The organism is Anaerosolibacter sp., assembly GCF_029240175.1.
In the GTDB taxonomy this organism is placed as follows: Bacteria; Bacillota; Clostridia; order Peptostreptococcales; family Thermotaleaceae; genus Anaerosolibacter.
Genome location: NZ_JARBTM010000010.1, coordinates 59,232 through 82,230 on the forward strand (window position 1 = coordinate 59,232; position 22,999 = coordinate 82,230).

The 22,999-nt window shown below is 37.5% G+C and carries 24 protein-coding genes; 1 reads left to right on the top strand and 23 read right to left on the bottom strand.

The features are described from left to right. Positions 1-3: 3 nt before the first annotated feature. The 16 genes from spoVE to K0R93_RS08925 all read right to left on the bottom strand — a co-directional run bounded on the left by spoVE (position 4) and on the right by K0R93_RS08925 (position 16,654). A complete protein-coding gene (gene spoVE, locus K0R93_RS08850; RefSeq protein WP_330685113.1) occupies positions 4-1,107 on the bottom strand; it encodes a stage V sporulation protein E in 1,104 nt (367 codons plus the stop codon). Beyond that, the gene (murD, locus tag K0R93_RS08855) at positions 1,107-2,471 is read right to left on the bottom strand and encodes a UDP-N-acetylmuramoyl-L-alanine--D-glutamate ligase (protein ID WP_300300114.1); all 1,365 of its coding nucleotides are present in this window, start codon (positions 2,469-2,471) and stop codon (positions 1,107-1,109) included. The genes spoVE and murD overlap by 1 nt, the downstream gene beginning before the upstream one ends. A gap of 35 nt (positions 2,472-2,506) precedes the next feature. Beyond that, entirely contained in the window at positions 2,507-3,478 is a 972-nt protein-coding gene (mraY, locus tag K0R93_RS08860; protein WP_300300116.1) for a phospho-N-acetylmuramoyl-pentapeptide-transferase, read from the bottom strand. Between the two features lie 4 nt (positions 3,479-3,482). Next, positions 3,483-4,880 (bottom strand): UDP-N-acetylmuramoyl-tripeptide--D-alanyl-D-alanine ligase, encoded by a 1,398-nt coding sequence (locus tag K0R93_RS08865; RefSeq protein WP_300300119.1) that lies wholly within the window; start codon positions 4,878-4,880, stop codon positions 3,483-3,485. Next, complete coding sequence (locus tag K0R93_RS08870) at positions 4,877-6,340, bottom strand: UDP-N-acetylmuramoyl-L-alanyl-D-glutamate--2,6-diaminopimelate ligase (RefSeq protein ID WP_300300121.1); 1,464 nt, start codon at positions 6,338-6,340, stop codon at positions 4,877-4,879. Before K0R93_RS08870 ends, K0R93_RS08865 begins: the two co-directional genes overlap by 4 nt. A 206-nt stretch (positions 6,341-6,546) precedes the next feature. Continuing rightward, on the bottom strand, positions 6,547-8,541 hold the full coding sequence (locus K0R93_RS08875) for a stage V sporulation protein D (protein WP_300300123.1): 1,995 nt from the start codon (positions 8,539-8,541) through the stop codon (positions 6,547-6,549). 33 nt (positions 8,542-8,574) lie between these two features. After that, positions 8,575-9,072, bottom strand: a complete 498-nt coding sequence (locus K0R93_RS08880; RefSeq protein ID WP_300300125.1) for a cell division protein FtsL — start codon at positions 9,070-9,072, stop codon at positions 8,575-8,577. A 29-nt stretch (positions 9,073-9,101) separates the two neighbouring features. Continuing rightward, positions 9,102-10,037: a 16S rRNA (cytosine(1402)-N(4))-methyltransferase RsmH gene (gene rsmH / locus K0R93_RS08885; protein ID WP_300300127.1), complete on the bottom strand. Its 936-nt coding sequence runs from the start codon at positions 10,035-10,037 to the stop codon at positions 9,102-9,104. Positions 10,038-10,094: 57 nt separating this feature from the next. Next, the gene (mraZ, locus tag K0R93_RS08890) at positions 10,095-10,526 is read right to left on the bottom strand and encodes a division/cell wall cluster transcriptional repressor MraZ (RefSeq protein WP_300300129.1); all 432 of its coding nucleotides are present in this window, start codon (positions 10,524-10,526) and stop codon (positions 10,095-10,097) included. A gap of 327 nt (positions 10,527-10,853) precedes the next feature. Beyond that, positions 10,854-10,991, bottom strand: coding sequence for an aspartyl-phosphate phosphatase Spo0E family protein (locus K0R93_RS08895; RefSeq protein WP_300300131.1), 138 nt, complete (start codon positions 10,989-10,991; stop codon positions 10,854-10,856). 202 nt (positions 10,992-11,193) lie between these two features. Next, complete coding sequence (lgt, locus tag K0R93_RS08900) at positions 11,194-11,928, bottom strand: prolipoprotein diacylglyceryl transferase (RefSeq protein WP_300300133.1); 735 nt, start codon at positions 11,926-11,928, stop codon at positions 11,194-11,196. Positions 11,929-12,013: 85 nt separating this feature from the next. Beyond that, positions 12,014-13,303, bottom strand: coding sequence for an EF-P 5-aminopentanol modification-associated protein YfmH (yfmH, locus tag K0R93_RS08905; RefSeq protein ID WP_300300135.1), 1,290 nt, complete (start codon positions 13,301-13,303; stop codon positions 12,014-12,016). Between the two features lies 1 nt (position 13,304). Beyond that, positions 13,305-14,585 (bottom strand): EF-P 5-aminopentanol modification-associated protein YfmF, encoded by a 1,281-nt coding sequence (yfmF, locus tag K0R93_RS08910; RefSeq protein WP_300300137.1) that lies wholly within the window; start codon positions 14,583-14,585, stop codon positions 13,305-13,307. A 106-nt stretch (positions 14,586-14,691) separates the two neighbouring features. Further along, the gene (locus tag K0R93_RS08915) at positions 14,692-15,879 is read right to left on the bottom strand and encodes a hypothetical protein (RefSeq protein ID WP_300300140.1); all 1,188 of its coding nucleotides are present in this window, start codon (positions 15,877-15,879) and stop codon (positions 14,692-14,694) included. An 84-nt stretch (positions 15,880-15,963) separates the two neighbouring features. Beyond that, on the bottom strand, positions 15,964-16,428 hold the full coding sequence (locus K0R93_RS08920) for a YhcN/YlaJ family sporulation lipoprotein (protein WP_300300142.1): 465 nt from the start codon (positions 16,426-16,428) through the stop codon (positions 15,964-15,966). 22 nt (positions 16,429-16,450) lie between these two features. After that, complete coding sequence (locus tag K0R93_RS08925) at positions 16,451-16,654, bottom strand: hypothetical protein (protein WP_300300144.1); 204 nt, start codon at positions 16,652-16,654, stop codon at positions 16,451-16,453. Positions 16,655-16,825: 171 nt separating this feature from the next. Between K0R93_RS08925 and ychF the strand changes: the two genes are divergently transcribed. Further along, positions 16,826-17,920 (top strand): redox-regulated ATPase YchF, encoded by a 1,095-nt coding sequence (gene ychF, locus K0R93_RS08930; RefSeq protein ID WP_300300147.1) that lies wholly within the window; start codon positions 16,826-16,828, stop codon positions 17,918-17,920. 32 nt (positions 17,921-17,952) lie between these two features. Here the strand turns inward: ychF and K0R93_RS08935 are convergent, their stop codons facing one another. The 7 genes from K0R93_RS08935 to K0R93_RS08965 all read right to left on the bottom strand — a co-directional run bounded on the left by K0R93_RS08935 (position 17,953) and on the right by K0R93_RS08965 (position 22,948). After that, positions 17,953-18,942 carry a CAP domain-containing protein gene (locus K0R93_RS08935; RefSeq protein ID WP_300300149.1) on the bottom strand — a complete coding sequence of 330 codons (990 nt, stop codon included), beginning with the start codon at positions 18,940-18,942 and terminating at the stop codon, positions 17,953-17,955. A 44-nt stretch (positions 18,943-18,986) separates the two neighbouring features. After that, on the bottom strand, positions 18,987-19,133 hold the full coding sequence (locus K0R93_RS08940; protein ID WP_300300151.1) for a hypothetical protein: 147 nt from the start codon (positions 19,131-19,133) through the stop codon (positions 18,987-18,989). After that, positions 19,120-20,475 (bottom strand): CapA family protein, encoded by a 1,356-nt coding sequence (locus K0R93_RS08945; RefSeq protein WP_300300153.1) that lies wholly within the window; start codon positions 20,473-20,475, stop codon positions 19,120-19,122. The genes K0R93_RS08940 and K0R93_RS08945 overlap by 14 nt, the downstream gene beginning before the upstream one ends. Before the next feature lie 157 nt (positions 20,476-20,632). Then, a complete protein-coding gene (gene deoC, locus K0R93_RS08950) occupies positions 20,633-21,301 on the bottom strand; it encodes a deoxyribose-phosphate aldolase (protein ID WP_300300155.1) in 669 nt (222 codons plus the stop codon). 20 nt (positions 21,302-21,321) lie between these two features. Next, positions 21,322-21,885, bottom strand: a complete 564-nt coding sequence (gene pduL / locus K0R93_RS08955; protein WP_300300222.1) for a phosphate propanoyltransferase — start codon at positions 21,883-21,885, stop codon at positions 21,322-21,324. A 174-nt stretch (positions 21,886-22,059) separates the two neighbouring features. Further along, positions 22,060-22,365 carry an MTH1187 family thiamine-binding protein gene (locus tag K0R93_RS08960; protein ID WP_300300157.1) on the bottom strand — a complete coding sequence of 102 codons (306 nt, stop codon included), beginning with the start codon at positions 22,363-22,365 and terminating at the stop codon, positions 22,060-22,062. 4 nt (positions 22,366-22,369) lie between these two features. Beyond that, positions 22,370-22,948 (bottom strand): flavodoxin family protein, encoded by a 579-nt coding sequence (locus tag K0R93_RS08965; protein WP_300300159.1) that lies wholly within the window; start codon positions 22,946-22,948, stop codon positions 22,370-22,372. Between the last annotated feature and the right edge of the window lie 51 nt (positions 22,949-22,999).

Consider the following 22,999-nt stretch of genomic DNA (forward strand, 5'->3'; position numbering starts at 1 on the left):
TCTTCAGCTCCTATCTAAATTTGCATATCTCGAGATATTTAACATTACTCCTATGGCGGTCATAAAAATCGCCAATGAAGTTCCACCCCAGCTGATAAAAGGAAGGGGTATACCTGTTACAGGCATAGAGGATGTTGCAACAGCAATATTAATGATTACCTGTACAGCTATCATAGCTGTAATGCCAGTAGCTACGAGACAACTAAAAAGGTCAGGTGCATTAATAGCAATGCGGACGCCTCTCCAAATTAAGAGTAAGTACAAAATAATTACTGCCACACAACCAATAAAGCCTAATTCTTCTCCAATAATGGCAAAGATAAAATCATTTTGGGGTTCAGGAATGTATAAGTATTTTTGAATGCTTTTTCCAAGACCTACCCCAAACAAACCTCCTGATCCAAGGGCAAGAAGGGATTGAATTACCTGATACCCTGTATCCCTGGCATCAGCAAAGGGATCCAAGAAACCAGTCAATCTTCGCATTCTATAAGGCTCTGCCAAAATCATTACAGCCAAAAGACCTATGCCCCCTGCACCCATAAAAGTTAAATGACCCCATCTCATCCCTGTCACAAACATCATTGCAACAATTATTGCTGAGATTGTAACTGCGGTACTTAAGTTTGGCTGGAGAATAATTAATCCAAAATAAAGTCCTATAATCCCTAAATAAGGCACTACACCCTTAAGAAAATTTTTTATCTTCTCAGGATTTTTAGATAGGGATGCTGCAACAAAGAAAATGGAGCAAATTTTCGCTATTTCAGAAGGCATTACTGTAAATCCGCCAATGCCTAACCATCTTTTTGCACCATTATATTCTATTCCAAGGGGCGTTAAGACCAAAATCAACAAGACAAGGCTTAGAATAAACCCTAATGGTGCAAGCTTTTTATATCTCCAATAATCAAAATTCATCGTGAACAGCATTCCACAAAGACCAACTACAGCCCAAAGCAAATCTCTTTTTAGAAAATGATATCCATCTCCTAGTCTGAAATATGCATAGGCATAGCTTGCACTGAATACCATGATGATCCCTATGACAACAAGAATAAGCACTGTGATCATTAGGGTAAAATCGCTGGATTTCCGTTTGGTCATTATAGCGACCTCCTCAAACTTTCTACACAATCTTTAAAATGTCTTCCTCGATGTTCATAGCTCTCATACATATCCCAGCTTGCACAGGCTGGAGATAAAAGCACCGTATCTCCCTTGATAGATTGTTTATAGGCCTGCTTAACTGCTTCCTCCATACTGCCTACCATTGTGCATGAAACAAAGCCAAGTTGTTCCGCTGTTTCTTTAATTTTATTAGCGGTTTCACCTAATAAAATCATATGCTTAACCTTACCTTCAAAGGCCTCAATGAGTTCATCAAATTCACTTCCCTTATCCATTCCACCGGCAATTAAAATAATTGGTGTTTCCATCCCTTTTATTGCAGCTATTGATGCATCAGGATTGGTACCCTTTGAGTCATTGATGAAGCAAACACCCTGGATTTCAGCTATAATCTCAGTTCGATGTTCAACACCTTTGAAAGACTTGAGTGTATTGGCAATACTTTGAATATCAATACCACCCCAATACGCTAGTGCAGTAGCCGCTAGTGCATTTTCCAAATTGTGGTTTCCCGGGATATTTAATTCCTTCGTACTACAAACAACCATTGGTTCTTTTCCTTTTTCCTTTACAACAATATCTCCATTTACCACGAAAACACCTTGATCAAAACTAGACTTACGACTAAAAGGAATGACTTGAGAAGTTGTTTTACTTGCCAATGCGTATGTTTCCTCATTATCAGCGTTCAATACAACAAAATCACATGCCTCTTGATTTTTGAAAATATTTGCTTTCGCGGCTATATAATTCTCCATCGTCTTATGTCTATTCAAATGATCTGGTGTGATATTTAATATTGCAGCAATATGAGGTTTGAAATCTATGATGCTTTCCAACTGAAAGCTGCTTACTTCTGTTACCATAACTGCCTCTTTACTTGCTTCTAATGCCTTAGATATGGCGGCTACCCCTATGTTTCCTACCACATAGGTTTCTTTTTCTGCATTATGAAAGATCTCACCAGTCAATGCAGTTGTCGTAGTTTTGCCATTTGTACCTGTGATGGCGATAAATTTCCCCTTACACAATCGATAAGCGAGCTCTAACTCCCCAACGATAAGAATTCCGTTTTCTTTTGCTTTATGTATAAATGGTAAATCAGTGGGTACACCAGGGCTTAGTACAAGAATATCATATTGAGTTACATCTTCCGGGTGACCTCCGAGGATATATCTTACATCATACATGCTTAAAGCACTTATGATTTCACGTAACTGTTCTTCATTTTTAACATCATTTACTGTGACCTTTGCACCCTGTCGGATGAGCGTATTTACCGTTGGTATGCCAGAAGTAGCTAATCCCACAACCAAGACTCGTTTATCTTTTAATATCATCAGATGCACCTGCTTTCATCTATATTATGTTTATTCTAATTTAGCCCAAAAAGTCCTACAATACATAGTAAAAGCGTAACAGACCAAAAAACAACAACGACCTTTGTTTCCTTCCAACCGGATAATTCAAAGTGATGATGTAATGGACTCATTTTAAATATTCTCTTCCCTGTTAGCTTAAAGGAAGCGACCTGCATCATCACGGATAGCGCTTCAGCAAAATAAATTCCACCTACAATTGGAATAAATAAAGTTAAGTTCATTAAAATAGCTATGGTAGCAATAGCGCCTCCCAAGGCCATTGATCCCGTATCTCCCATAAAGACTTTAGCTGGATGGGCATTAAACCTAAGAAATCCTAGACATGCACCGGTCAATGCACCACAAAAAACAGCTATGCTTGGAAATCCCCAATTCATGGCAACAAGGCTAAAAAATGAAGAGATGATAAGGGTAACACCCGCCGCTAGTCCGTCCAGTCCATCTGTTAGATTTACACCATTTGCTGTAGCCACGACAACAAAGGCAATAAAAGGAACATAAAGTAATCCTAGATCTAAATATTTACCTGCACCCTCCACAAAAGGTATTAATATCTTCGTACCTGAAATCGAAGCATCGGCTTGATATAATGCAATCAGTACTGCAACTACAATTTGGCCCAATAATTTCTGATAGGCTCTCAATCCCAAATTCCTTTTCAAAACGACTTTAATAAAATCATCTATAAATCCAATAAGGCCAAAACCAATCGTTGCAAATAAAACCATATATAAATCTTTGTTTAGTGTTCCTGAGGTCAGGGCTGTAATCGTAATTGCAGCAATCATGATCAATCCACCCATGGTTGGTGTACCGGATTTGGCCATATGCGACTTTGGACCTTCATCCCGTATGCTTTGCCCAACCTTTAGTCTATGTAACAATGGTATTGCAATTGGTCCTAAAATCAACGTGATAAGAAATGCAATAACAATTGTTACCACAAGCTGTGAGTACTGTATCATTTACTTAGCTCCTCTCTTGTATATACTCAACAATCTCTTCCATTTTCATCCCCCGAGATCCTTTGACAAGGACTGCATCTCCGCATTTTAAAATCTCTTTCAGTATTTCTATAGCTCCATGATTGTCTTTGCATATGAATATATATTTCTGATCAAAGCCATGTTCTTTAGCACCTGCAGCAATATATCGGGCACTATTACCTACAGCTATGAGCATGTCAAGCTTGTGTCCATTCATAATTTCCGCACCTACTTGATAATGCCCTCTTTCAGTATATTCACCCATTTCCAGCATATCACCAAGACAAGCAATTTTTCTATTTGCAATCATTTTATCTAATACTGAAATAGCAGACATCATTGAGTCAGGACTAGCATTATAAGCATCATTGATTATTTTAATCCCTTCACTTGTTGAAAGGATATTTAATCGCATCTTGCTTCCGCCAAATTCTTCGAGCGCCCCTTGTATCAAGGGTATATCCACATTCATTTCTATGCCGATGGCAATAGCGATCAAGGCATTATAAATATTATGTTTCCCTGGTACCTTGAGTTTAAAAGTGTACTTATGGGAACCTATGGAAAGATCAAATTGGCTTCCATATTCGCCTAAGTCCTGAATGTTTTCAGCAATATAATTATACCTCCCATGGACACCAATGTAAATTATTTCAAAATGAAATTCTTTGTGTTGTAGTGTTCCCAAGTGTACATCATCACCATTAACGATCAGTCGACTACCTTTATGAAAATAGTTCGTAATCTCCATCTTCGCCTTCATAATGTTTTCTTGAGACCCTAAATGCTCAATATGAGATAATCCAATATTGGTAATTGCTGCTATGGTAGGCCTTACTAGCTCTGCTAATAAGCTTATTTCTCCCAAACCACTCATGCCCATTTCCAAAACTGCGAGTTCATGATGATTTTCAAGATCAAATATTGTTAAAGGAAGACCAATGTGATTATTGAAATTGCCTTGATTTCTTAGCACTTTATACCTTTGAGACAGTACAGCATAGATCATATCTTTAGTCGACGTCTTTCCCGTGCTTCCAGTTACACCAATCACAGGAATTTCAAATTTACTCAGATAGTATTTTGCCAATGATTGCATAGCTTTCAACGTATCGTCCACAAGAACAACACATTGATTTTCGTCCATTGCTACTGATTCATATTTTGATCTAGCACATAGGACTCCTCCTGCCCCGTGACGGAGCACATCTCCTATAAAGCTGTGACCATCAAAATGCTCACCAATCAAAGGAACAAACAGCTCTCCTTTTTTTACTTTCCTTGAGTCTATAGCAATGCCCTGAATGAAAGTTTCAGGATCTCCAAAAATAAGTTCACCATTCGTTGCTAGCACGATTTCTCTTATTGCTAATGCAATCATTCGATTTCCTCCCTCAGTATCTCCTGAGCTATTTTTTTATCATCAAAATCAATGGTTCTATTTCCAATAATCTGATACGTCTCATGCCCTTTTCCAGCAATAAGCACAATATCACTCTTTTCGCTCTTACGAATTGCTTCTCTTATAGCTTCTTTTCTATCTAGTATCATTTTATATTTGCAATTGGTCCTTTTTATGCCTATTTCTATATCATTTAGAATGGATTGCGGCTCCTCAGTCCGTGGATTATCGCTGGTAATCACACAATAATCCGAGAGATTTCCCGCGATCTCACCCATCATAGGTCTCTTTGTTTTATCTCGGTCTCCACCACATCCAAACACAGTAATGATCCTACCCGTTGCGAATCCCTTTATTGTTCTTAAAACATTTTCTAAAGCATCTGGGGTGTGGGCATAGTCTACCACAATGGTATGATCCCCTATATCAGGGACTAACTCAAATCTTCCAGATACACCGTAAAAAGATTCTAACCCATCCTTTATCTGATCAAAGCTAAAGTTCAATACATAACATACCCCAATGGCAGCCAATGCATTATATACTGAAAACATCCCTGGTGTCTTTATTTTAACGTCTCCACTAAACAATGGCGTTACCAAGGTAAACTCCGTTCCCTTAGGTGATGTTTGAATGTTTTTTGCATAAATGTCAGCTTGCTCATTCACACCATAGGTAAGCAGTTGGGTTTTTAATCCTTTAATTTCTTCTGCAATTTCTTTTCCATAAGTATCATCGACATTGATAATATTGGCCATGGTAGTCTGATAAAACAGCTTTGTTTTCGCTCGCTTATAGCTCTCTGTATTTCCATGAAAGTCCATATGGTCAGGTGTCAAATTCGTAAACACACCGATTTGAAAAGCTACATCTGCTACACGACCAAGCTCAAGGGAGTGGGAGGATACTTCCATGGTGCAAGTATCTACTGCATTCATCTTCATCTCATGAAAAAGTCTATGTAGTTCTAAGGATTCAGGCGTTGTGTTGCTGGCAGTATATTCTTTATCTAAAATTTTATAGGATAGGGTACCTATCAACCCACTATTTACATGGTTTTTCTCCAAAATATCCTTGATCAAATGAGTTGTTGTGGTTTTTCCATTTGTTCCTGTAACACCGATGATACGCATATCATTAGATGGATTTCCATAGAAGTTTGCCCCTAACTTTGATAAAGCTTTTCTTCCACTTTCAACTTTTATAACGATTGTTTCAGGGCCTACCTCCACATCCTTCTCAACAACGATTACCGCTGCTCCCTTTTCTATTGCCTGGGGAATATATTGATGCCCGTCGGTTTTTAAGCCTTCTATACATACAAATATATAGTCCTGATCAACCTTTCTTGAATCATAAGCAATCCCATGAATTTCTTTTGTCTTATCTCCGATAAAATGGATGATATCCAGGTCCTTAATAACATCTATCAGTTTCATAACTTCTCTCCTTACTTGTTTTTCTTTATTACCTATTATTGACTATCCAACAAAATCGTAAACAAACCCATTAAAAGGCAACTAAAACAAAGTGGTATTACTCTGTTCAAGTTGCCCTTATCCATGCTTTTGTCTTATTATAACATATTTTCTAGATAAATTTTCTTATACACATTTTTTCTCATATCATATAATCCCACAATTTTTTATTGGTTAGCTTCTTTTAAGTATAAAATTATGATGGATTTTTCAGGCACCTTTGCTCCTGGTTTTGGAAACTGATCTACTACTATAACTTGAGGATTTTCAACAGTCACTGGCTCTGTGTCAAATTGAAGACCTTGCTCTGATAAGGTTTTGGCAGCATCCTGTAAAGATAAATTTCTTATTTCAGGAACGACTACCTCTGCTTTGGCATAGGCTTCGGCTTCTTTCTCATTGTATTTCGGTTCCACATCTAAATATCTAAGACTGTCTCGCAGAATATCATGGACAGCAGGTGCAGCCGTTAAGCTTCCAAAGTGAACGCCCTGAGGTTCGTCGACAACAACAAGAACCGCTAGTTTAGGATCGTCTATAGGAGCCAACGCCACAAAGGACGAGTACACCTTCCCCTTCGCATATCTACCGTTTTCGATTTTATCTGCAGTACCTGTTTTCCCTCCAATTCTATATCCTGGAATGTAGGCACTTTTCCCTGACCCCTCTGTTACAACAGTTTCCATAATAAGACGTAATTCATTGGCTGTCTTATCTGAAAGAACTTGACGTATCATTTTAGGCTCAAATCGATGAATCACATTGCCTGTATTATCAACCAATTCTTTAACAATTCTAGGTTTCATTAACTTTCCATCATTACCAATGGCTGAAATCCCGTTGATCAACTGCATAGGGGTTACGGAAATACCATGACCAAAAGAAATTGTAGCCAATTCAACCGGACCTACATTTCCTTGACTTTGAACGATGGAGCCGCCTTCTCCAGGCAAATCGATACCTGTTAATTTCGTGAATCCAAAAGCTTCAATATATTTATAGTATTTTTCAACACCTAATCGCTGACCTACCTCAATAAATACAGGGTTACATGAGTTTTGTACCCCCTGAGCAAATGTTTGGGACCCATGAGGTCTATAATAGCGCCAGCATCTTATCTTTTGACCTGCCACAGTGATAGAACCTGAACAGTAAAAAGGTGAACTTGGTTCTATTACACCTTCTTCTAACCCCGCTGCCGATGTAATCAGTTTGAATGTAGATCCTGGCTCATAGGTATCACTAATAATAGGATTTCTCCACATTTCATTCCAAAGTTTTTGCTTACCACTTGTATCTAATGCTTCATATTCCCTCTTTGCGCCTTCGTCCAAGGGAATACGAGGTTCATTGGGATCAAAATCTGGCTTGCTGGTCATGGCTAAAACATCGCCCGTTTTTGGGTCCATGACAATTGCCATAACTTTTTTAGCCTTTGTCTGTGACACAGCATTATCAACGGCTTTTTCAACAAAATGCTGGATCGTTTCATCTATAGTTAATACAACGTTCAACCCGTCTTCTGGTTCATAGTACTTCTCTGTTCCATAGGGAAGCTGCCTACCTACTGCATCTGTATTTTTGATCCATCTTCCAGGAAGACCGCTTAGATATTTATCGTATTCTAATTCAATACCAACAAGGCCTCTATTATCATCAGTAGTATGCCCAAGAACATGGGATGCAAAATTACCAAAGGGATAGTATCGCCTGTTATCTTCAGCTACCCAAATCCCTGTAAGTTTTGCTTTCCGTATGGCATCTGCCTTCTCTTTATCAATCCACTTTTCAACCTTGATCAAACCAACGTTCTTCTTTAAGATTTTATTCTTTATTTCCTCTTCATCTTTTTCCAAAATACTGGCCAAATCCTTCGCAATCTCTTCACCTTTTTCCGATCCCATTACCTCTGCCGGCCTAGCCCAGACTGTATCAGTACTAGCACTTATAGCTAGTTCCTTCCCATTACGATCATATATAATTCCTCTTTTGGCTGGGATTGGTATATCTCTTGTTTGCTGTATATGGGCCAATCTCCGATAATTTTCACCATTTACAATTTGTATCCAACCGATTCTAAAAACCAATAAAAACAATACGATACTAGATGCAAATAGCAGTACGATTAGTCTTTTTTTGTGGATGATATTGGGTGACGACAATTTTGTTGCCTCCTCTACTTTGGAATCTAAGCATCAATCCAATAGGGAGTAAATCTTATGGAAAGTATCTTTTACTCCTGCTATCATGCTGTGGTCTTTCTCAGCTGCGACTTCTTGCATCACTTCTTTTGTTTCTTCTACACCCATAATATCGGGACTTTCTATGTTCAAAAACACCATTTGACTTTTCGAAGGATACTGCATTCCTAGCTCTGCTATGGCTCTTTCTTCAACAATTGTGCTCTTTTTAAAGGTTTCGGCCTGTACGCGATAATTCTCTATTTGGCCTTCTAACTGTTTTATCTCCGTTTCTAAAGCATGTACTCTATATCTTGTCTCCGTAAGAGAAACATAGCCTAAGAGAATAGCTACACAAAGACTAGCCACTATCACAACGCTGAAGATAATTTGAAGTTTATGACCAGCCCCCATTTTCTGACGTTTTTGTGCGTTTGAGGGTTGTTTTTTTATTTGTTCATTTTGAGCATCTTCCAATGCGTAGTATTCGTGTTTTCTTTGTGCTACTACCAAATTTATTCACTCCTTTTTTATTTAGAACCCTAAACTTTCTCGGCAATCCTAAGTTTTGCACTTCGAGACCTAGGATTAATTTCTAATTCATTTTCAGATGGCAGGATAGGTTTTCGTGTGATTACCTTCAATGACGCCTTCCCATTACATCTGCAAATAGGATACTCAGGCGGGCATTTACAGGCTGTACTCAAATCTCTGAACGTGTTTTTAACAATTCTATCCTCTAATGAATGAAAGGTAATGATACAAATTCTGCCTCCCACATTTAACCTTTCAGTGATATCATGAATAGTTTGCTGTAATATACCCAACTCATTATTGACCTCTATCCGAATGGCTTGGAAAGTCCTCTTGGCCGGATGAGGTCCATCTCGCCTTGCAGCAGCAGGGATAGCCTTCTTAATAACCTCCACCAGTTCGCCTGTGGTTTCTATAGGTTTATTGTTTCGTTCCTTTATAATAAAGTTGGCAATTCTTTTTGCCCACTTTTCTTCTCCATATTCATAGATGATCCGCGTAAGTTCTTCCTCATCATACTCATTCACAATATCACTTGCGCTAAAATCTTTCGTAACATCCATTCTCATATCTAGAGGTGCATCCTGCATATAGGAGAAACCTCTGCTGCCTTCGTCTAGTTGATAAGAAGATACACCTATGTCCATTATCATTCCATCAATTTTAGGTATTCCTAGTTCATCCAATACTTCTTTTATGTTTGAAAAATTACTATGCACTAAATGCTTTTTATTACTATACTTTCCAAGTCTCTCTCCTGAAACCCTAAGTGCTTCTTGATCTTGGTCAACTCCGATAAAAGTACCATTGCTATCCAATTTCTCGCAAATTTTCGAAGCATGTCCAGCACCGCCAAGAGTTCCATCTACATAAACACCCGTTGACTTAATATTTAAACCGTGTATTGTTTCATGAAGTAAAACAGAAACATGTTCAAAGCTCACAAAACCACCTACTTTCGCATCATTATTCCTAGTCTTTCCTGTAGTGAGATCAATTATTTAGATTCCTAATTGTGCCATCTTTTCCGCAATGTCATCATAGCTAAGGTCGGCGTCTTCGTTATAGCGATCCCATTCTTCTCTACTCCAAATTTCTACCCTTGTTGAAACTCCGATTAATATTGTATCTTTATCTAATTTTGCGTGTTCTCTTAGATTTGGCGGTATTGTAATTCTCCCTTGCTTGTCCAGTTCACATTCGGTCGCTCCAGATAAAAACAATCTTACAAATGCCCTTGCATCCCTATTGGTGAGCGGCAATTGTTTTAGTTTATTATCAAAGTTCTTCCATTCGTTTTCGGGGTACACAAACAAACAGTTGTCTAATCCCTTCGTCACAATGAACTTTTCACCCAGTTCATCACGAAATTTAGAAGGAATAATGACCCTGCCCTTCACATCAATGGTATGAAGATATTCACCAATAAACATAAATCCTCACTCCATCTTAGGGATTTCCCACCACTTTCCACCACTTTCTACCACTTTTTATTAATTTCTGCAATGGTTTTGAAATTCCTTCTTTTAAAATGGTTTTTTTCATCTTTTTTTCTAGGTCTATGGGACTAAAAATCGCATATTGCTATCGCAACTGCTCATGGCGCCAACGAAATTTATTCGAGTAAGACTCTCTAAATTTGCGTCGCTTAAAATCCCTCAACATACTCACCTTGCATTAGCTGCATCCCCCATAGTAAAAAATTCTCTGTAAAACAAAAAACCTTTAGATCCACAGACCTAAAGGTTTTAAATAAATTCCTATTGATTTTCTTTATAGAAAGCTGCAATTAATTCATCAAGTTCAACACTTACGCTATAAATAGTCTCATAATTATCCCCGTTGGCAATAAGTGTATTTAGCTTTTGTCTTAATTCCTCGATATTATACTTTAACATATCCACACCCCATTACATAATAAAGGATTGTGGTAGATAGTGGTGGTACTACTATCATAATATAATTGGATAAACTTGTCAATGACGTAAAATGACATTTTTATTGCAATTTTATTACAATTCTACTTTTTTTCTATCTGTTTCGAAGGAATTCTCGATTATTTTCAGAAGGTTTCGACTACAAATCATGATTTTTCAACTATCATTCGACACGTTTCCCTTTTCTCTTTGCAAACAAAATAAAACCAAAAACGACAATTGTAATCAAGCTCACTAACTGAGCTGTCCTAAATGGTCCGATCATGAGGCTATCTGTTCGTAATCCTTCAATGAAAAATCTAGCTACAGAATATAATATTCCATATAAAAATAGTAATTCTCCCTGAAACTTTTTGCGTTTATCATACCACAACAAAAACCCACATACCATAAAATTCCATAAAGACTCATACAGAAATGTAGGATGCACTTTTATACCGTCAACCATGATTCCCCAAGGGAGATCTGTTGGTCCGCCGTGGGCTTCCCGGTTAATAAAGTTCCCCCATCGGCCGATGGCTTGACCTAAAATGATACTTGGTGCAACTATATCAGCCATTTTCCAAAAATCAATTTTGTGACGTTTACAAAAGAAATATCCTACGGCTACACCAGCAATCACGCCCCCATGAATCGCTAGTCCACCCTCTCTGATGTTAATCATTCTCAGAAAATCACCCTGATAATAACTCCAATTAAAAATAACATAGTACAACCGGGCACCTACGATGGCAATCGGCACAGCAATCAAAACCAAATCAAGAATTCGTTCCTCGCTAACATTCTCTTTTTTTGCTCTATGTATGGCTAATAGGGTAGCCAGTACAATACCTAGGGAAATTAATATACCATACCATCGTATGGACAAACCAAACAACTCAAAAGCTACTGGATCCATATTACTCACCTCCATAAAAGATTAGGTTGCCAGCAGCACTGACAACCCCTCAATTTATTATAGTAAAATTTCACTGCAAAATCAATTACTTTGGACGAATCACTGATATTACACATTTATCTGAATCAAAATGTTTTCTAAAACGTTCGCTAACTGTTTCAAAGCTAATCTCTTTTAATATCTCAATATAGTCTAAAAGACTGATTCCCTTAAAGTAATAGGGTACAAAAGTATTTGCAATAAACTCAATAGAGTTGTAATACCCTAGGTGCTGACCCATTTGCTTTTTTCGTATCCGATCAAAATCATCCTGAGATAAACCTTTCTCTTTCATCAGAGCAATATGATCTAATATCTTATTTAATACCTCGTGAGGATTCTTTGATTCTCCTCCCAGCATCGAATGTCCATAATCAATTTCACCAGTATATTCGTGCTCAAATGAATCATTGATGAGCCCCTCCTCATACAACTTCATAAACAATTCAGAACTCCTGCCAAACAGCATTTCCAATATGATTCTTGTGGAAATATCCTTAGCAAGCAATTCCCTGCCATGCAGTCCATTGTCAACATCCTTAAAGGCAATATTAAACAGTGGCATTGATACTGACAGCTTTTCCTCAATCTCTTTTTTTACGATGGCATCTGGCTCGTTTGGATATATTCTTTGAATCAACGCTTCTTCTTTTTTCTTACCATTGTTCAGCGTCTTATCAACAAAATCAAACACTTCATCTTTGTCTAATGCACCTACGATAAACACAATCATATTTCGCGGCGTATAGAAGGTATTGTAACAGGTATATAGATCATCCTTTGTAATCTTATGAATACTTTCAACTGTACCCGCGATATCTATCTTTACTGGATGTTCATGATACATCGCCTTTAAGGCGTTAAAAAACACTTTCCAGTTAGGATTGTCCTCATACATTCTAATTTCCTGGGCGATAATACCTTTCTCTTTTTCCACACTCTCATCGGTGAAATAAGGCTCCCTAACAAAATCCAAAAGAAGCTTTAAGTTTTCATAAAACTTGTCCGTTGAAGAAAATAGATAACATGTAGAAGTAAAATTTGTGTACGCATTAACGCTGGAACCTAACTCAGAAAATTTATCAAAAACACTTCCTTCAGGCTGTTCAAAGAGCTTATGCTCTAGGAAGTGGGCAATACCGTCTGGTACACAGATTTCCTCTCCCCTCGAAGCAATCTTGAACTTACTATCGTTAGACCCATAATTTGTAGCAAAAACCGCATATTGCTTTGTATATCCCTCTTTTGGCATAAAGAACACCTTTAAACCATCGGACCGCTCTATAGAATATATGGTTTCATGGAGAAGCTCGCTGCTCGTTGTTTGAATCGTCATGCTACCTGCCCTCCTTTTTGTCTCGAAGAAAATAAATAGTGTCCAATTCGATCTGTTTGCTCGAGGCTATGATGGCTTCCTTTGTTACCTTCCTAACCTTATCTATCATCTCATCAAGACTATCTGGATTATTGCTGACAACCTGAGTATAGTAAAAATCTGCCATCATACTTGGCGTATCTGTCATTGAACGCATTGAGGTAATGATTGAATTCTTAGCGCTTTCAATATCCTCTGTGGTAAACCCTCCATTTTTCATCTCTTCAAGCTGCTTCCCAACCAGTTCCACTGTTTTATCATATTTATCGAATTCAATACCTGAGCTAATCATCATCAAAGACTTAAATTTTTCAATTCTTGAAAAAATATAATAGCACAAGCTCTCTTTTTCTCTAATATTTCTAAACAGCTTAGAGTTAGGTCCTCCACCTAAAATATTCGAAAATACTACCAGTGGATGATAAAGTTCGCTTTCAAAGGGTAGGTTTGTTCTATATCCTAAAGTTAATTTCCCTTGAGAAACGTCCATTTTGTCTTCCACTTTCTTTACATCAGCAGGACTCCTTTGGATTTCTTCTCTTTCAACAAAAAGTTTGTCTCCAGATACGAAGTTTAGATGCTGCCTAACCATATTCTCGACTGTCGCTTCATCCATATCTCCCACAACAAAAATATCAACTTTCGAAGTGCCAATAATATTTTGATAATGCTCATATAAGGACTCAGCAGATATTTTTTTCAAGTCCTCAACATTTCCGTATTCATATAAGGAGAATTTTTCATCAGAACACATTTCCTCAATACAACGGTCGAGGGCATAACTCATTTTATCATTTATTCTACCTTCTATTCGCTCTTTTAGATTATCTTTTTCTTGTTCCACATATTGAGTATGAAATTTCCCTTCTTGCAAGTGAGGCTTATGGATAATTTCATTTAAGATAGACAGTCCTTTCTCAAATACCCCCTTCTCTTCTAGATACTTATCATTGGCTAGCTGGAGGGCAAACTGGATAATGTTTCTTTCTCCCTTTTTAGAAACATCACTACTAAGGGATGCCCCATACAAGTTTTCTAATTCTTTTGAAACAGCCATAGAAGTGGTAAACCGCTCAGTTCCACGAGGTAATACCATGGTAAGCAATGCATTCTTCGTTACCTCTTCCTTTTCTAGCGGTCTTTGTAGGTATACGCGAATCAAATTGGTTTTGAATTTATCAGTCTTTATAACATGCAGATGCACGCCCCGCCCTAGCTCAATCGGTGCTAATCGTTTCAGCAATTTCATCCCTCCACTACTTTTTATCATTTTGTTATACATTCATCGCTATTATTTATTATGGATATAATTTACCATAATATTCATTTTACATTCAAGCAATTCCTCTCTATTCTTGAACATTTAACAACCTGATTCTACCTTCTAATTCTTCAATGACTAAATCCTCAGTACCCCATCCATCTATGTAATTCATATGGATACCCTGTTGTTGTTCTACTTTTTTTATAAATTTGCGTATATAACTTTGATTTTCAATTTTATCCAAAAAATCATGGATAGATGTGAGATAGATCTTTCCCACACCATATAGTCTCAACTGCTGAACAGCTTCATCAAGACTTTTTTCTCCTTTTACCACATCTAAGGTGATAACTTTCCTGCTTTCTATCCCCTGCTGCATAAAGTAGGTCTTCACCCGTTCCATGAACAACAGCTCTTTCCTCATATTTTTTGCCCAATTTTGTGATTGATTGCCTCGAACATCTCCTCCTGCCATTAATATGATACCGATATCACCCATAGTTGTTTCCTGCTCCATATCTACAACCCTTCTTACGACCGCCTTTGCTATCTTTTCGCTATCCCAAAGGGAATTCCCATGACGCACCATGGTTTTGCTTCGTATTAAGAAAGGCATAATCTTATCATTTCCAGCAGCAATCTCTTCCAGAGATTCCCCAATACTAATTGGTTGAACAATTACCTTGTCGTAACTTTCTTTTAATATAATCTGATCCATTATTTCATAGTAATAAGGCCTCGCTTCAGCATAAGAAATATATACATCATAATGGGGTGTTAAAAGTTCTATAAGTTTTTCTTGAATCTGGGCAGCTTTTTCTTGATATCTGCTTATATGAAGATGTTCATATGCTTTTTTATATTGATATAACTTCAAGGGAATTGTTATTTCTTTAAGTCCAGTTATTTCTTTCCTATGTCTATGCAGGGCTGAGGCTACATCATAGGTCGCAGGTTCTCCATCAAATACCAGCAGAACTGCAGTATTCTCATTATTTCTCCTCCCTTGTAACTGTTCATCCATTTGATTTTTCATGGGCATTGCACCAATACCAAAGTAGGCTAAAAGTATCCCTATAAATATACCTATAATTATCCTCTGATAATAGCGCCAGTTACCTATGTTTGGGTTTATCATAAGCACATAGGTCCATACACTCATGAATACTATGGCTATTTTCTCATATGTACCTTGAAAAGCTAAATATATGAATATAGCCATACCGTACATCAGTGACAATAGAAAATGTTTTAGGGCAACGCCTTTCGTCATAGCTAATCCCTCCCATTTTATTCTATTGTTGCATTTACATAAATATGAAAAAGAATGGAGCCATAAAATAACTCCATTCTTTTCTTACCTTGCTTCTCTCATTTTAGTTAATAAATCTTGTATTTCATCAGCCATCCCTGTTATAGAATATCCTTGTGACATATTTTGTGAAACACGGCGGATTCTCTCTACGAGTCCTGAATCAGCAGTTATATATACTCTATCAATCTGAGTATCTACGCTTTGTACTTTTCTTTCAATATCTTCCCTTAATCCCCTGCTTATATTTTTTGTGTTATTTTGGTTCATTTTTAAACCAATCAGAGCAGTGCCATCCGTTACAACAGTGTATGAGTTTTTTACTTCTGTAAACTTGTCAATCTCACTGGTAATACGTTCAGCTCTCACGTTTAAATCATTTACATCTATTCTTCTTTGTGCAACACCCTCTTCGTTGTTATACGGTACAGGTCTGCGTGCTGGCTGACATCCAAGGACAAGAAGTCCCACCATCAACAGTGCAAAAATAAATACAATTTTCTTTTTCACGTCTAATACCTCCTAATCCTCATTAATGTATGGCATTAAATATTGCTTTAATCTCTTCTTGCTTGGCATTAGGCAATTTGATTTTTAATTCTCTAATCATTTCATCATCTATCGTTGGTCTTTCTGTTTCTCCTAAGATTCTGGCACAAACATTTCTGCTAAGATGAGAATCTCTATGATTATCAACATAATATAAAATTTCCTTGATTTGTTGTTTTCTATCCAAATTTATCACCTATCCTTTGTCCATTTATAAATAGTATAAGTAGATACAGTTTTAGATATTCTAAATGTAAGCAAAGATAATTTGTTAATTTGTTGAACTAAATCCTTATATCAGTTATAATTTGTCTGTATGTAATTAGACCAAAGAAAGTTTTGAAAGGAAGATTGTTTAATGAAATTAGGTATTGTAGGTTTACCGAATGTTGGCAAAAGCACTCTTTTTAATGCAATCACTAAAGCTGGTGCTGAATCAGCCAACTATCCATTTTGTACCATCGAACCCAATGTAGGTGTTGTATCAGTTCCTGATAAACGATTAGATGTGCTTCAACAATTGTATGATTCAAAAAAACTTATTCCTACCGCTATAGAATTTTACGACATCGCAGGATTGGTTAAGGGTGCTAGCAAAGGGGAGGGTTTAGGTAATAAATTTTTATCTCATATTCGCGAAGTAGCAGCCATCGTCCATGTAGTAAGATGTTTTGAGGATCAAAATATCGTTCATGTGGAAGGCAGTGTTGGTCCCCTTAGAGATATCGAAACCATTAATCTTGAATTAATATTCTCAGATCTAGAAGTCATTGAGCGTAGAATCCAGAAAACACAGAAAATGGCCAAATCTGACAAATCTGCTCAAGCAGAATTGAATCTACTTCAATTAATTAAAGATACTCTTGAAAGTGGAAAATCTGTAAGAACTCTCGACCTTTCTCTGGAAGAACAAGAATTTGTTAAGAGCTTTGGCTTACTTTCTTATAAACCAATTATTTATGTGGCAAATGTCTCTGAGGAAGATTTACTTGAGCATGGGGGAGACAATAGCTTGGTTCAACAAGTAAGAGAACATGCACAAATGGAAAATGCTGAGGTTGTTGTGGTATGTGCAAAGATCGAATCTGAAATCTCAGAACTTGACGATGAAGAAAAACTTGAATTCCTGCAAGAAATTGGCTTAGAAGAATCAGGACTTGATTTGCTGATCAAGGCCGGATATAAATTATTGGGACTCATAAGCTTTTTAACAGCGGGCCCTCAAGAAGTAAGAGCATGGACCATTCGTAAAGGTACAAAAGCTCCACAAGCAGCAGGAAAAATCCATTCAGATATTGAGAGAGGCTTTATCCGCGCAGAAACCATTGCCTATGACGAACTTGTGACTGCCGGAAGCATCAGTGCCGCTAAGGATAAAGGTCTCCTCCGCCTAGAAGGCAAGGATTATGAAGTGAAGGATGGAGATGTTATTCTCTTTAGGTTTAACGTATAAAAAAGCAATGGCTTAAAAGCCATTGCTTTTTCTTATTTTCTTTTACTAATAAACATTTGTGTATATACATATCCATATTTTTCACTTGATCGCACACCGATGCCGATATGAGTAAAATCGGGACTAAGAATATTCTGTCGATGTCCGCTCGAATTCATTAAAGCTTCATGGGCTTTCTCTACACTAGAGTTACCTGCTAAGTTTTCTCCAGCGGTTAAATATTCAATACCAAAATTTTTCATCATATCAAATGGACTGCCATAGGTTGGTGAATAATGGCTGAAGTAATTTTTATCCACCATATCCTGAGATTTAATCCCGGCTACCCTTGCTACTTCTAAGTCTACAGTCAGGGCAGATAAACCATTTTTTGTTCTTTCACGGTTAACCAAATCTACCATCTGCTGCTCTTGACCACTCAATTTATTTGTGGTTTGCGGTGCTGCAGGAGCTGCGCTCTGAGTTCCTTGATTTCTTTGGGTTTGTTGCGGCTGTTGTGCCGTTTGTCCAGGTTGTTGACCTGTTTGGCGCTGCTGGGGTGCTTGTTCAGGCTGTTGACCTTCTTGAGGTTGCTTTACCTGCTGCGGTGGCTGTACTTTTGGAGTTTCTTGAGCCTGCCCTTCTTTTACCACTGGAATTGCATTTTCCCCATTTACGCATCCAACTTGATTATTATCAAGCTGAACCACATACCAATCCCCAACCTGTCCTAAAACTTTTGTTACATCATCCCTTTTTAAATTTCCAATCGTACCAAAATTATTACCTGCTCCAGCCTTAACATCGGCTGCATCCGCTGTAATCCTACAATTTCGCACTTGCCCAACTTCAAATATTGAAGATTGATTCGTCTCCAAAGCTTGTCCGTTTGGATTAGGGTTTTGTTTTGGTGTCTCAGCATTCTGTTGTTGATTTGTAGATTCTTGCTGAGGTACTGTAGGTCTACGCTGAGGTTCTACAGTAGGAGCACAAGCTGAAAGCACCATGATCATTGCCAAAATTAAGATCATATTTTTTTTCATTTTTTATCACCTCAATACTATTATTTCCGTTATAGTAACTTTGATTAATTTAAAAGTACATCAAGACTATAGCAAATAATAGCATAGATGGTATCATCCTCCAGTTTGAAATTGAGTCCAAAATTGTCCAATCTTTTATCGTAATCGATTAGGTACTTAGAATAATTTTGCATCACGCTAACCATCCGCATATTGAAAACTCCATTTAAAAATTCTGCTCATCAAGTGAAGAGGCTTATAAATGAACAATGATTTAAGTATACTTTTTTCCCCTCTGTGAACCGTTACAATTCCTTGTTCATAATCAAAGGATAGCTGCTCATTCTTCTTTATCATCGTAGCAATATTCTTTTGTCCATCGTAATCAAAATCATACTTTAGAAATCGAGAAACTTTTTCAAGCTTTTCGGCCCGTGTATCTTTATAAGTCAGATTATTTCCACCACTGTCATGAATAGGTATATCCGGCGATGGGTCAGGTAATTCTCTCTTTATATATTTTACATTCCCTACAACGTCTCCACTCTTGAGCACCCTTGTATTCCATGGTTGAGAAATTGTATTTAACAGTTCAATAACTTCCTCACTTCCTGCACCTTCAATAGGCGTAGGCTGGCAATGATTTATCTTTACAGGCACAACATAAGAATTAATGATTCCGTCTTGAGTAACCTCTAAATTAAAAATCATTGACTTTCTGCTTAATTGACTTGTGGAACTAAACACAAAGTTTCCCAAACTATAGACAATTGGTTTATCCTTATAGAATTCAATGCCCTGTAACACATGGGGATGATGCCCCATAATTACATCTGCCCCGCTATCAATCATCAGCCTTCCAAGTTTTATCTCATCTTCCTCAGGATATTGGGCCAATTCTTTTCCCCAATGTACAGATACAATCAAAAAATCCACTTTTTCCCTTGCTTTACCAATTGTTTCGGACACATGTTTTATATAATGATCGTAGGCACTTAAGATTCCAGGTCTCTTATCCGTTGCATACCAGCTCACATCATAGATTATCCTTGAAAAAGCCAGTAATCCTACTTTCATCCCTTTCTTTTCCCAAATAATTGGCTGCATCGCTGCTTCAAGATTTTCCCCGCCGCCAGCATATTTAATTCCGTATACATCTAAATGCTCCAATGTTTGTTTGAATCCTTCTTGTCCATAGTCCAAAATGTGATTATTTGCAATAGACACACCATCCACCCCAGCATTGACCATACCCTTTAAAGTTTCAGGTTTGGACTGGAATGAATATTGTTTATTTACATCTATTTGGCCCCCTGTTCCCACCGAGGTTTCTAAGTTTCCCAGTACAATATCGCTAGCGCCTAAAATCGACGCTACCTTTTCCCATGGATAATCTACACCATAGTCCTCTATATATTTACCAACTGTACCATCTAGCAATATATCTCCTAATAAGGATATGCTTACCACATCCCGAGACTGAACTTGTCCATAAACTGTTTGAGCGAAGCATACTGCAACTATCAAAACAATCAATATTCCCTTTTTAATCATAAATCCTCACTCCAGTATCATTAAGCTTAACCGCTTTTTGCATATTTTACGATTCCTATATACTTTTAGGGCTGACGAAATTTTAATATACCATCTATTTCCAGTATAAAACAATGAGGCGATGATGAAAAGAAAAAAGAATGGTTTTCACCATTCTTTAATAACCATTATTTCCTGTATCCATACCATTTACCACAGCCACAGAAGCGCTTACCCCTAGACGGCTGGCACCTGCTTCAATCATTGCAATTGCTGTTTCATAATTTCGGATGCCCCCAGAAGCCTTTACCCCTAACCGATCTCCCACAACACTTCTCATGAGCTTCACATCTTCGATGGTTGCTCCACCTGTTGAAAACCCAGTCGAGGTTTTTACGAAGTGGGCGCCTGCTTCCATAGACAACTGACATGCCTTAATCTTTTCTTCCTCAGTTAACAAAGATGTCTCAATGATCACCTTCAAAAGAACATTCTTTTGCAAAGCATCCACAACACTTTTTATATCTTCTTTGACATAATCGTATTCTTTATCCTTTAGTGCACCGATGTTGATTACCATATCAATTTCATTTGCACCGTTCTCAATGGCGATTTGGGTTTCATATGCCTTAGCCTTCATGTCCATAGCCCCTAGGGGAAAACCTACAACAGCTGTTATCTTTACATCGCTCCCCTGCAATCGTTCCTTGACTAGAGGCACATAGGCAGAATTCACGCATACGGAATAAAATTCATACGCCTTTGCTTCATCACAGATACGCATCACGTCTGTTTTCAGTGTCTCAGGCTTCAATATGGTATGATCAATGTATTTGGCAATATTCATGGAAATAACCTCCAGCCATATTATAAAATTTCTGCAACATCTCCGTTTTTTAATCCCGCAGCATTTCCTTCATCAATATCTACATGCATTTCAAGGGCATATGTTTCATGTACTCTCACAAGTACATTATCAAAGATCAATCCTCTTCTACCCTCAACTCTTACACAGACAACTTGCTTATCCACCAATCCCATTCTATCAGCATCAGAAGTATGCATATGAATATGTCTTGCAGCGGCAATAATTCCTTTATCTATAGTAACTTCACCCTTAGGTCCCCTGATTACGGCACCAGGACTTCCAGCAAGGTCACCAGAATCTCTTACCGGCGGTGTAACACCTAATACAAATCCATCCGTCAAGGATATTTCAATTTGTGTTTCCCCTCTAGCTGGTCCTAATACTCTTACACCTGCCAATGTTCCTTTAGGTCCAACAATGTCCACCTTTTCATTGGCAGCATATTGTCCCGGTTGAGATAAGTCCTTCATCTTTGTCAACTCATAGCCTTCTCCAAAAAGAATATCAATGTGCTCCTTGCTCAGATGAAGATGTCTGTTGGACAATCCAACAGGTACTTGCATGTTGTTCATAAAAATCCCTCCTATATTTATATATCATTGAAATTAAATATGTTGTATACATAATACGCATATATTATATCTCGATGGTCCTAAAAAATCAAATGAATATATCATACTATCAGTAAGATAATCTAACGTAAACCTGTTCAAACAAATAGCAAGAGTACTCTCTTGCTATTTTGTCAATTTTTCTTGAACTGCATTCACTTTTTCTGCCATTGATGCATTTTTATCCCTACGATCATCAATCCTTATCGTAGTAGATACCCTTAAAGCACCTTCCTGAAAAGGCACCTCATGCATCTTTCTAATGGTTTGAAGTATTACATCTAACTCACCTTCCATGATGGTACCCATAGGCGTCAGTTGATATGCAATACCATGCTGTTCTTGAAGTATTCTATGACAAGCAGCAACATAATGACTTATACTTGTTGTTGCAGTCCCTAAAGGCACAATGGTAGTTTCAACGATTGCCATCTTCTCACCTCCTAAATTCCACTAGTTCTTTTCCAATATTATATGCTCTATCTAGGATGTCTCTTCGCTCCCCAGTAAACAACTCATCCGTATTATCCACTAATAAATTATGTACATATTCTGTATTGATGGCTTTAAAAAATAAATCCATCACCATCGTTGCTCCTACAAAACCACTCTCTGGCTGTTTTGCACCTCCAGTACAGACAAATACACCTTTTCGTGCTCTGTTTTTATCGATAGAGGGCTGGTTGTATACATACTTACTTGACCAGAAAGCTTGACAACGATCAATCATCATTTTCGTGATTCCAGAAACAGAATTAAAATACAGGGGTGAACCTATTATGATGATATCTGACTGATTAAATTTTCCGTATACTTCTGACATATCATCCTTTATAAAGCATGCACCTGTTTTACCGCATGCATTACACGAGATACAAGGATTTATGGTCATCTTACCCAGTGCTATCTTTTCAATTTCAATTGTTTCAGTAGATAATCCACTTATCATTTGCTCAAGAAGGATATCTGTATTCATTCTAATTCTAGGACTCCCTAGCACAACCAATGCTTTCACTCAATCTGCCTCCCTAGCCTAATCATTTTTACTATTCTATCTTACTATAAA

Coding starts and splice junctions, on each gene's coding strand:
- spoVE (WP_330685113.1), bottom strand. CDS start 1,107: ATGACCAAACGGAAATCCAGCGATTTTACCCTAATGATCACAGTGCTT.
- murD (WP_300300114.1), bottom strand. CDS start 2,471: ATGATATTAAAAGATAAACGAGTCTTGGTTGTGGGATTAGCTACTTCT.
- mraY (WP_300300116.1), bottom strand. CDS start 3,478: ATGATACAGTACTCACAGCTTGTGGTAACAATTGTTATTGCATTTCTT.
- K0R93_RS08865 (WP_300300119.1), bottom strand. CDS start 4,880: ATGATTGCATTAGCAATAAGAGAAATCGTGCTAGCAACGAATGGTGAA.
- K0R93_RS08870 (WP_300300121.1), bottom strand. CDS start 6,340: ATGAAACTGATAGATGTTATTAAGGACCTGGATATCATCCATTTTATC.
- mraZ (WP_300300129.1), bottom strand. CDS start 10,526: ATGTTTATTGGTGAATATCTTCATACCATTGATGTGAAGGGCAGGGTC.
- K0R93_RS08895 (WP_300300131.1), bottom strand. CDS start 10,991: ATGTTAAAGTATAATATCGAGGAATTAAGACAAAAGCTAAATACACTT.
- lgt (WP_300300133.1), bottom strand. CDS start 11,928: ATGGATCCAGTAGCTTTTGAGTTGTTTGGTTTGTCCATACGATGGTAT.
- yfmH (WP_300300135.1), bottom strand. CDS start 13,303: ATGACGATTCAAACAACGAGCAGCGAGCTTCTCCATGAAACCATATAT.
- K0R93_RS08915 (WP_300300140.1), bottom strand. CDS start 15,879: ATGACGAAAGGCGTTGCCCTAAAACATTTTCTATTGTCACTGATGTAC.
- ychF (WP_300300147.1), top strand. CDS start 16,826: ATGAAATTAGGTATTGTAGGTTTACCGAATGTTGGCAAAAGCACTCTT.
- K0R93_RS08935 (WP_300300149.1), bottom strand. CDS start 18,942: ATGAAAAAAAATATGATCTTAATTTTGGCAATGATCATGGTGCTTTCA.
- K0R93_RS08940 (WP_300300151.1), bottom strand. CDS start 19,133: ATGCGGATGGTTAGCGTGATGCAAAATTATTCTAAGTACCTAATCGAT.
- K0R93_RS08945 (WP_300300153.1), bottom strand. CDS start 20,475: ATGATTAAAAAGGGAATATTGATTGTTTTGATAGTTGCAGTATGCTTC.
- deoC (WP_300300155.1), bottom strand. CDS start 21,301: ATGAATATTGCCAAATACATTGATCATACCATATTGAAGCCTGAGACA.
- pduL (WP_300300222.1), bottom strand. CDS start 21,885: ATGCAAGTACCTGTTGGATTGTCCAACAGACATCTTCATCTGAGCAAG.
- K0R93_RS08960 (WP_300300157.1), bottom strand. CDS start 22,365: ATGGCAATCGTTGAAACTACCATTGTGCCTTTAGGGACTGCAACAACA.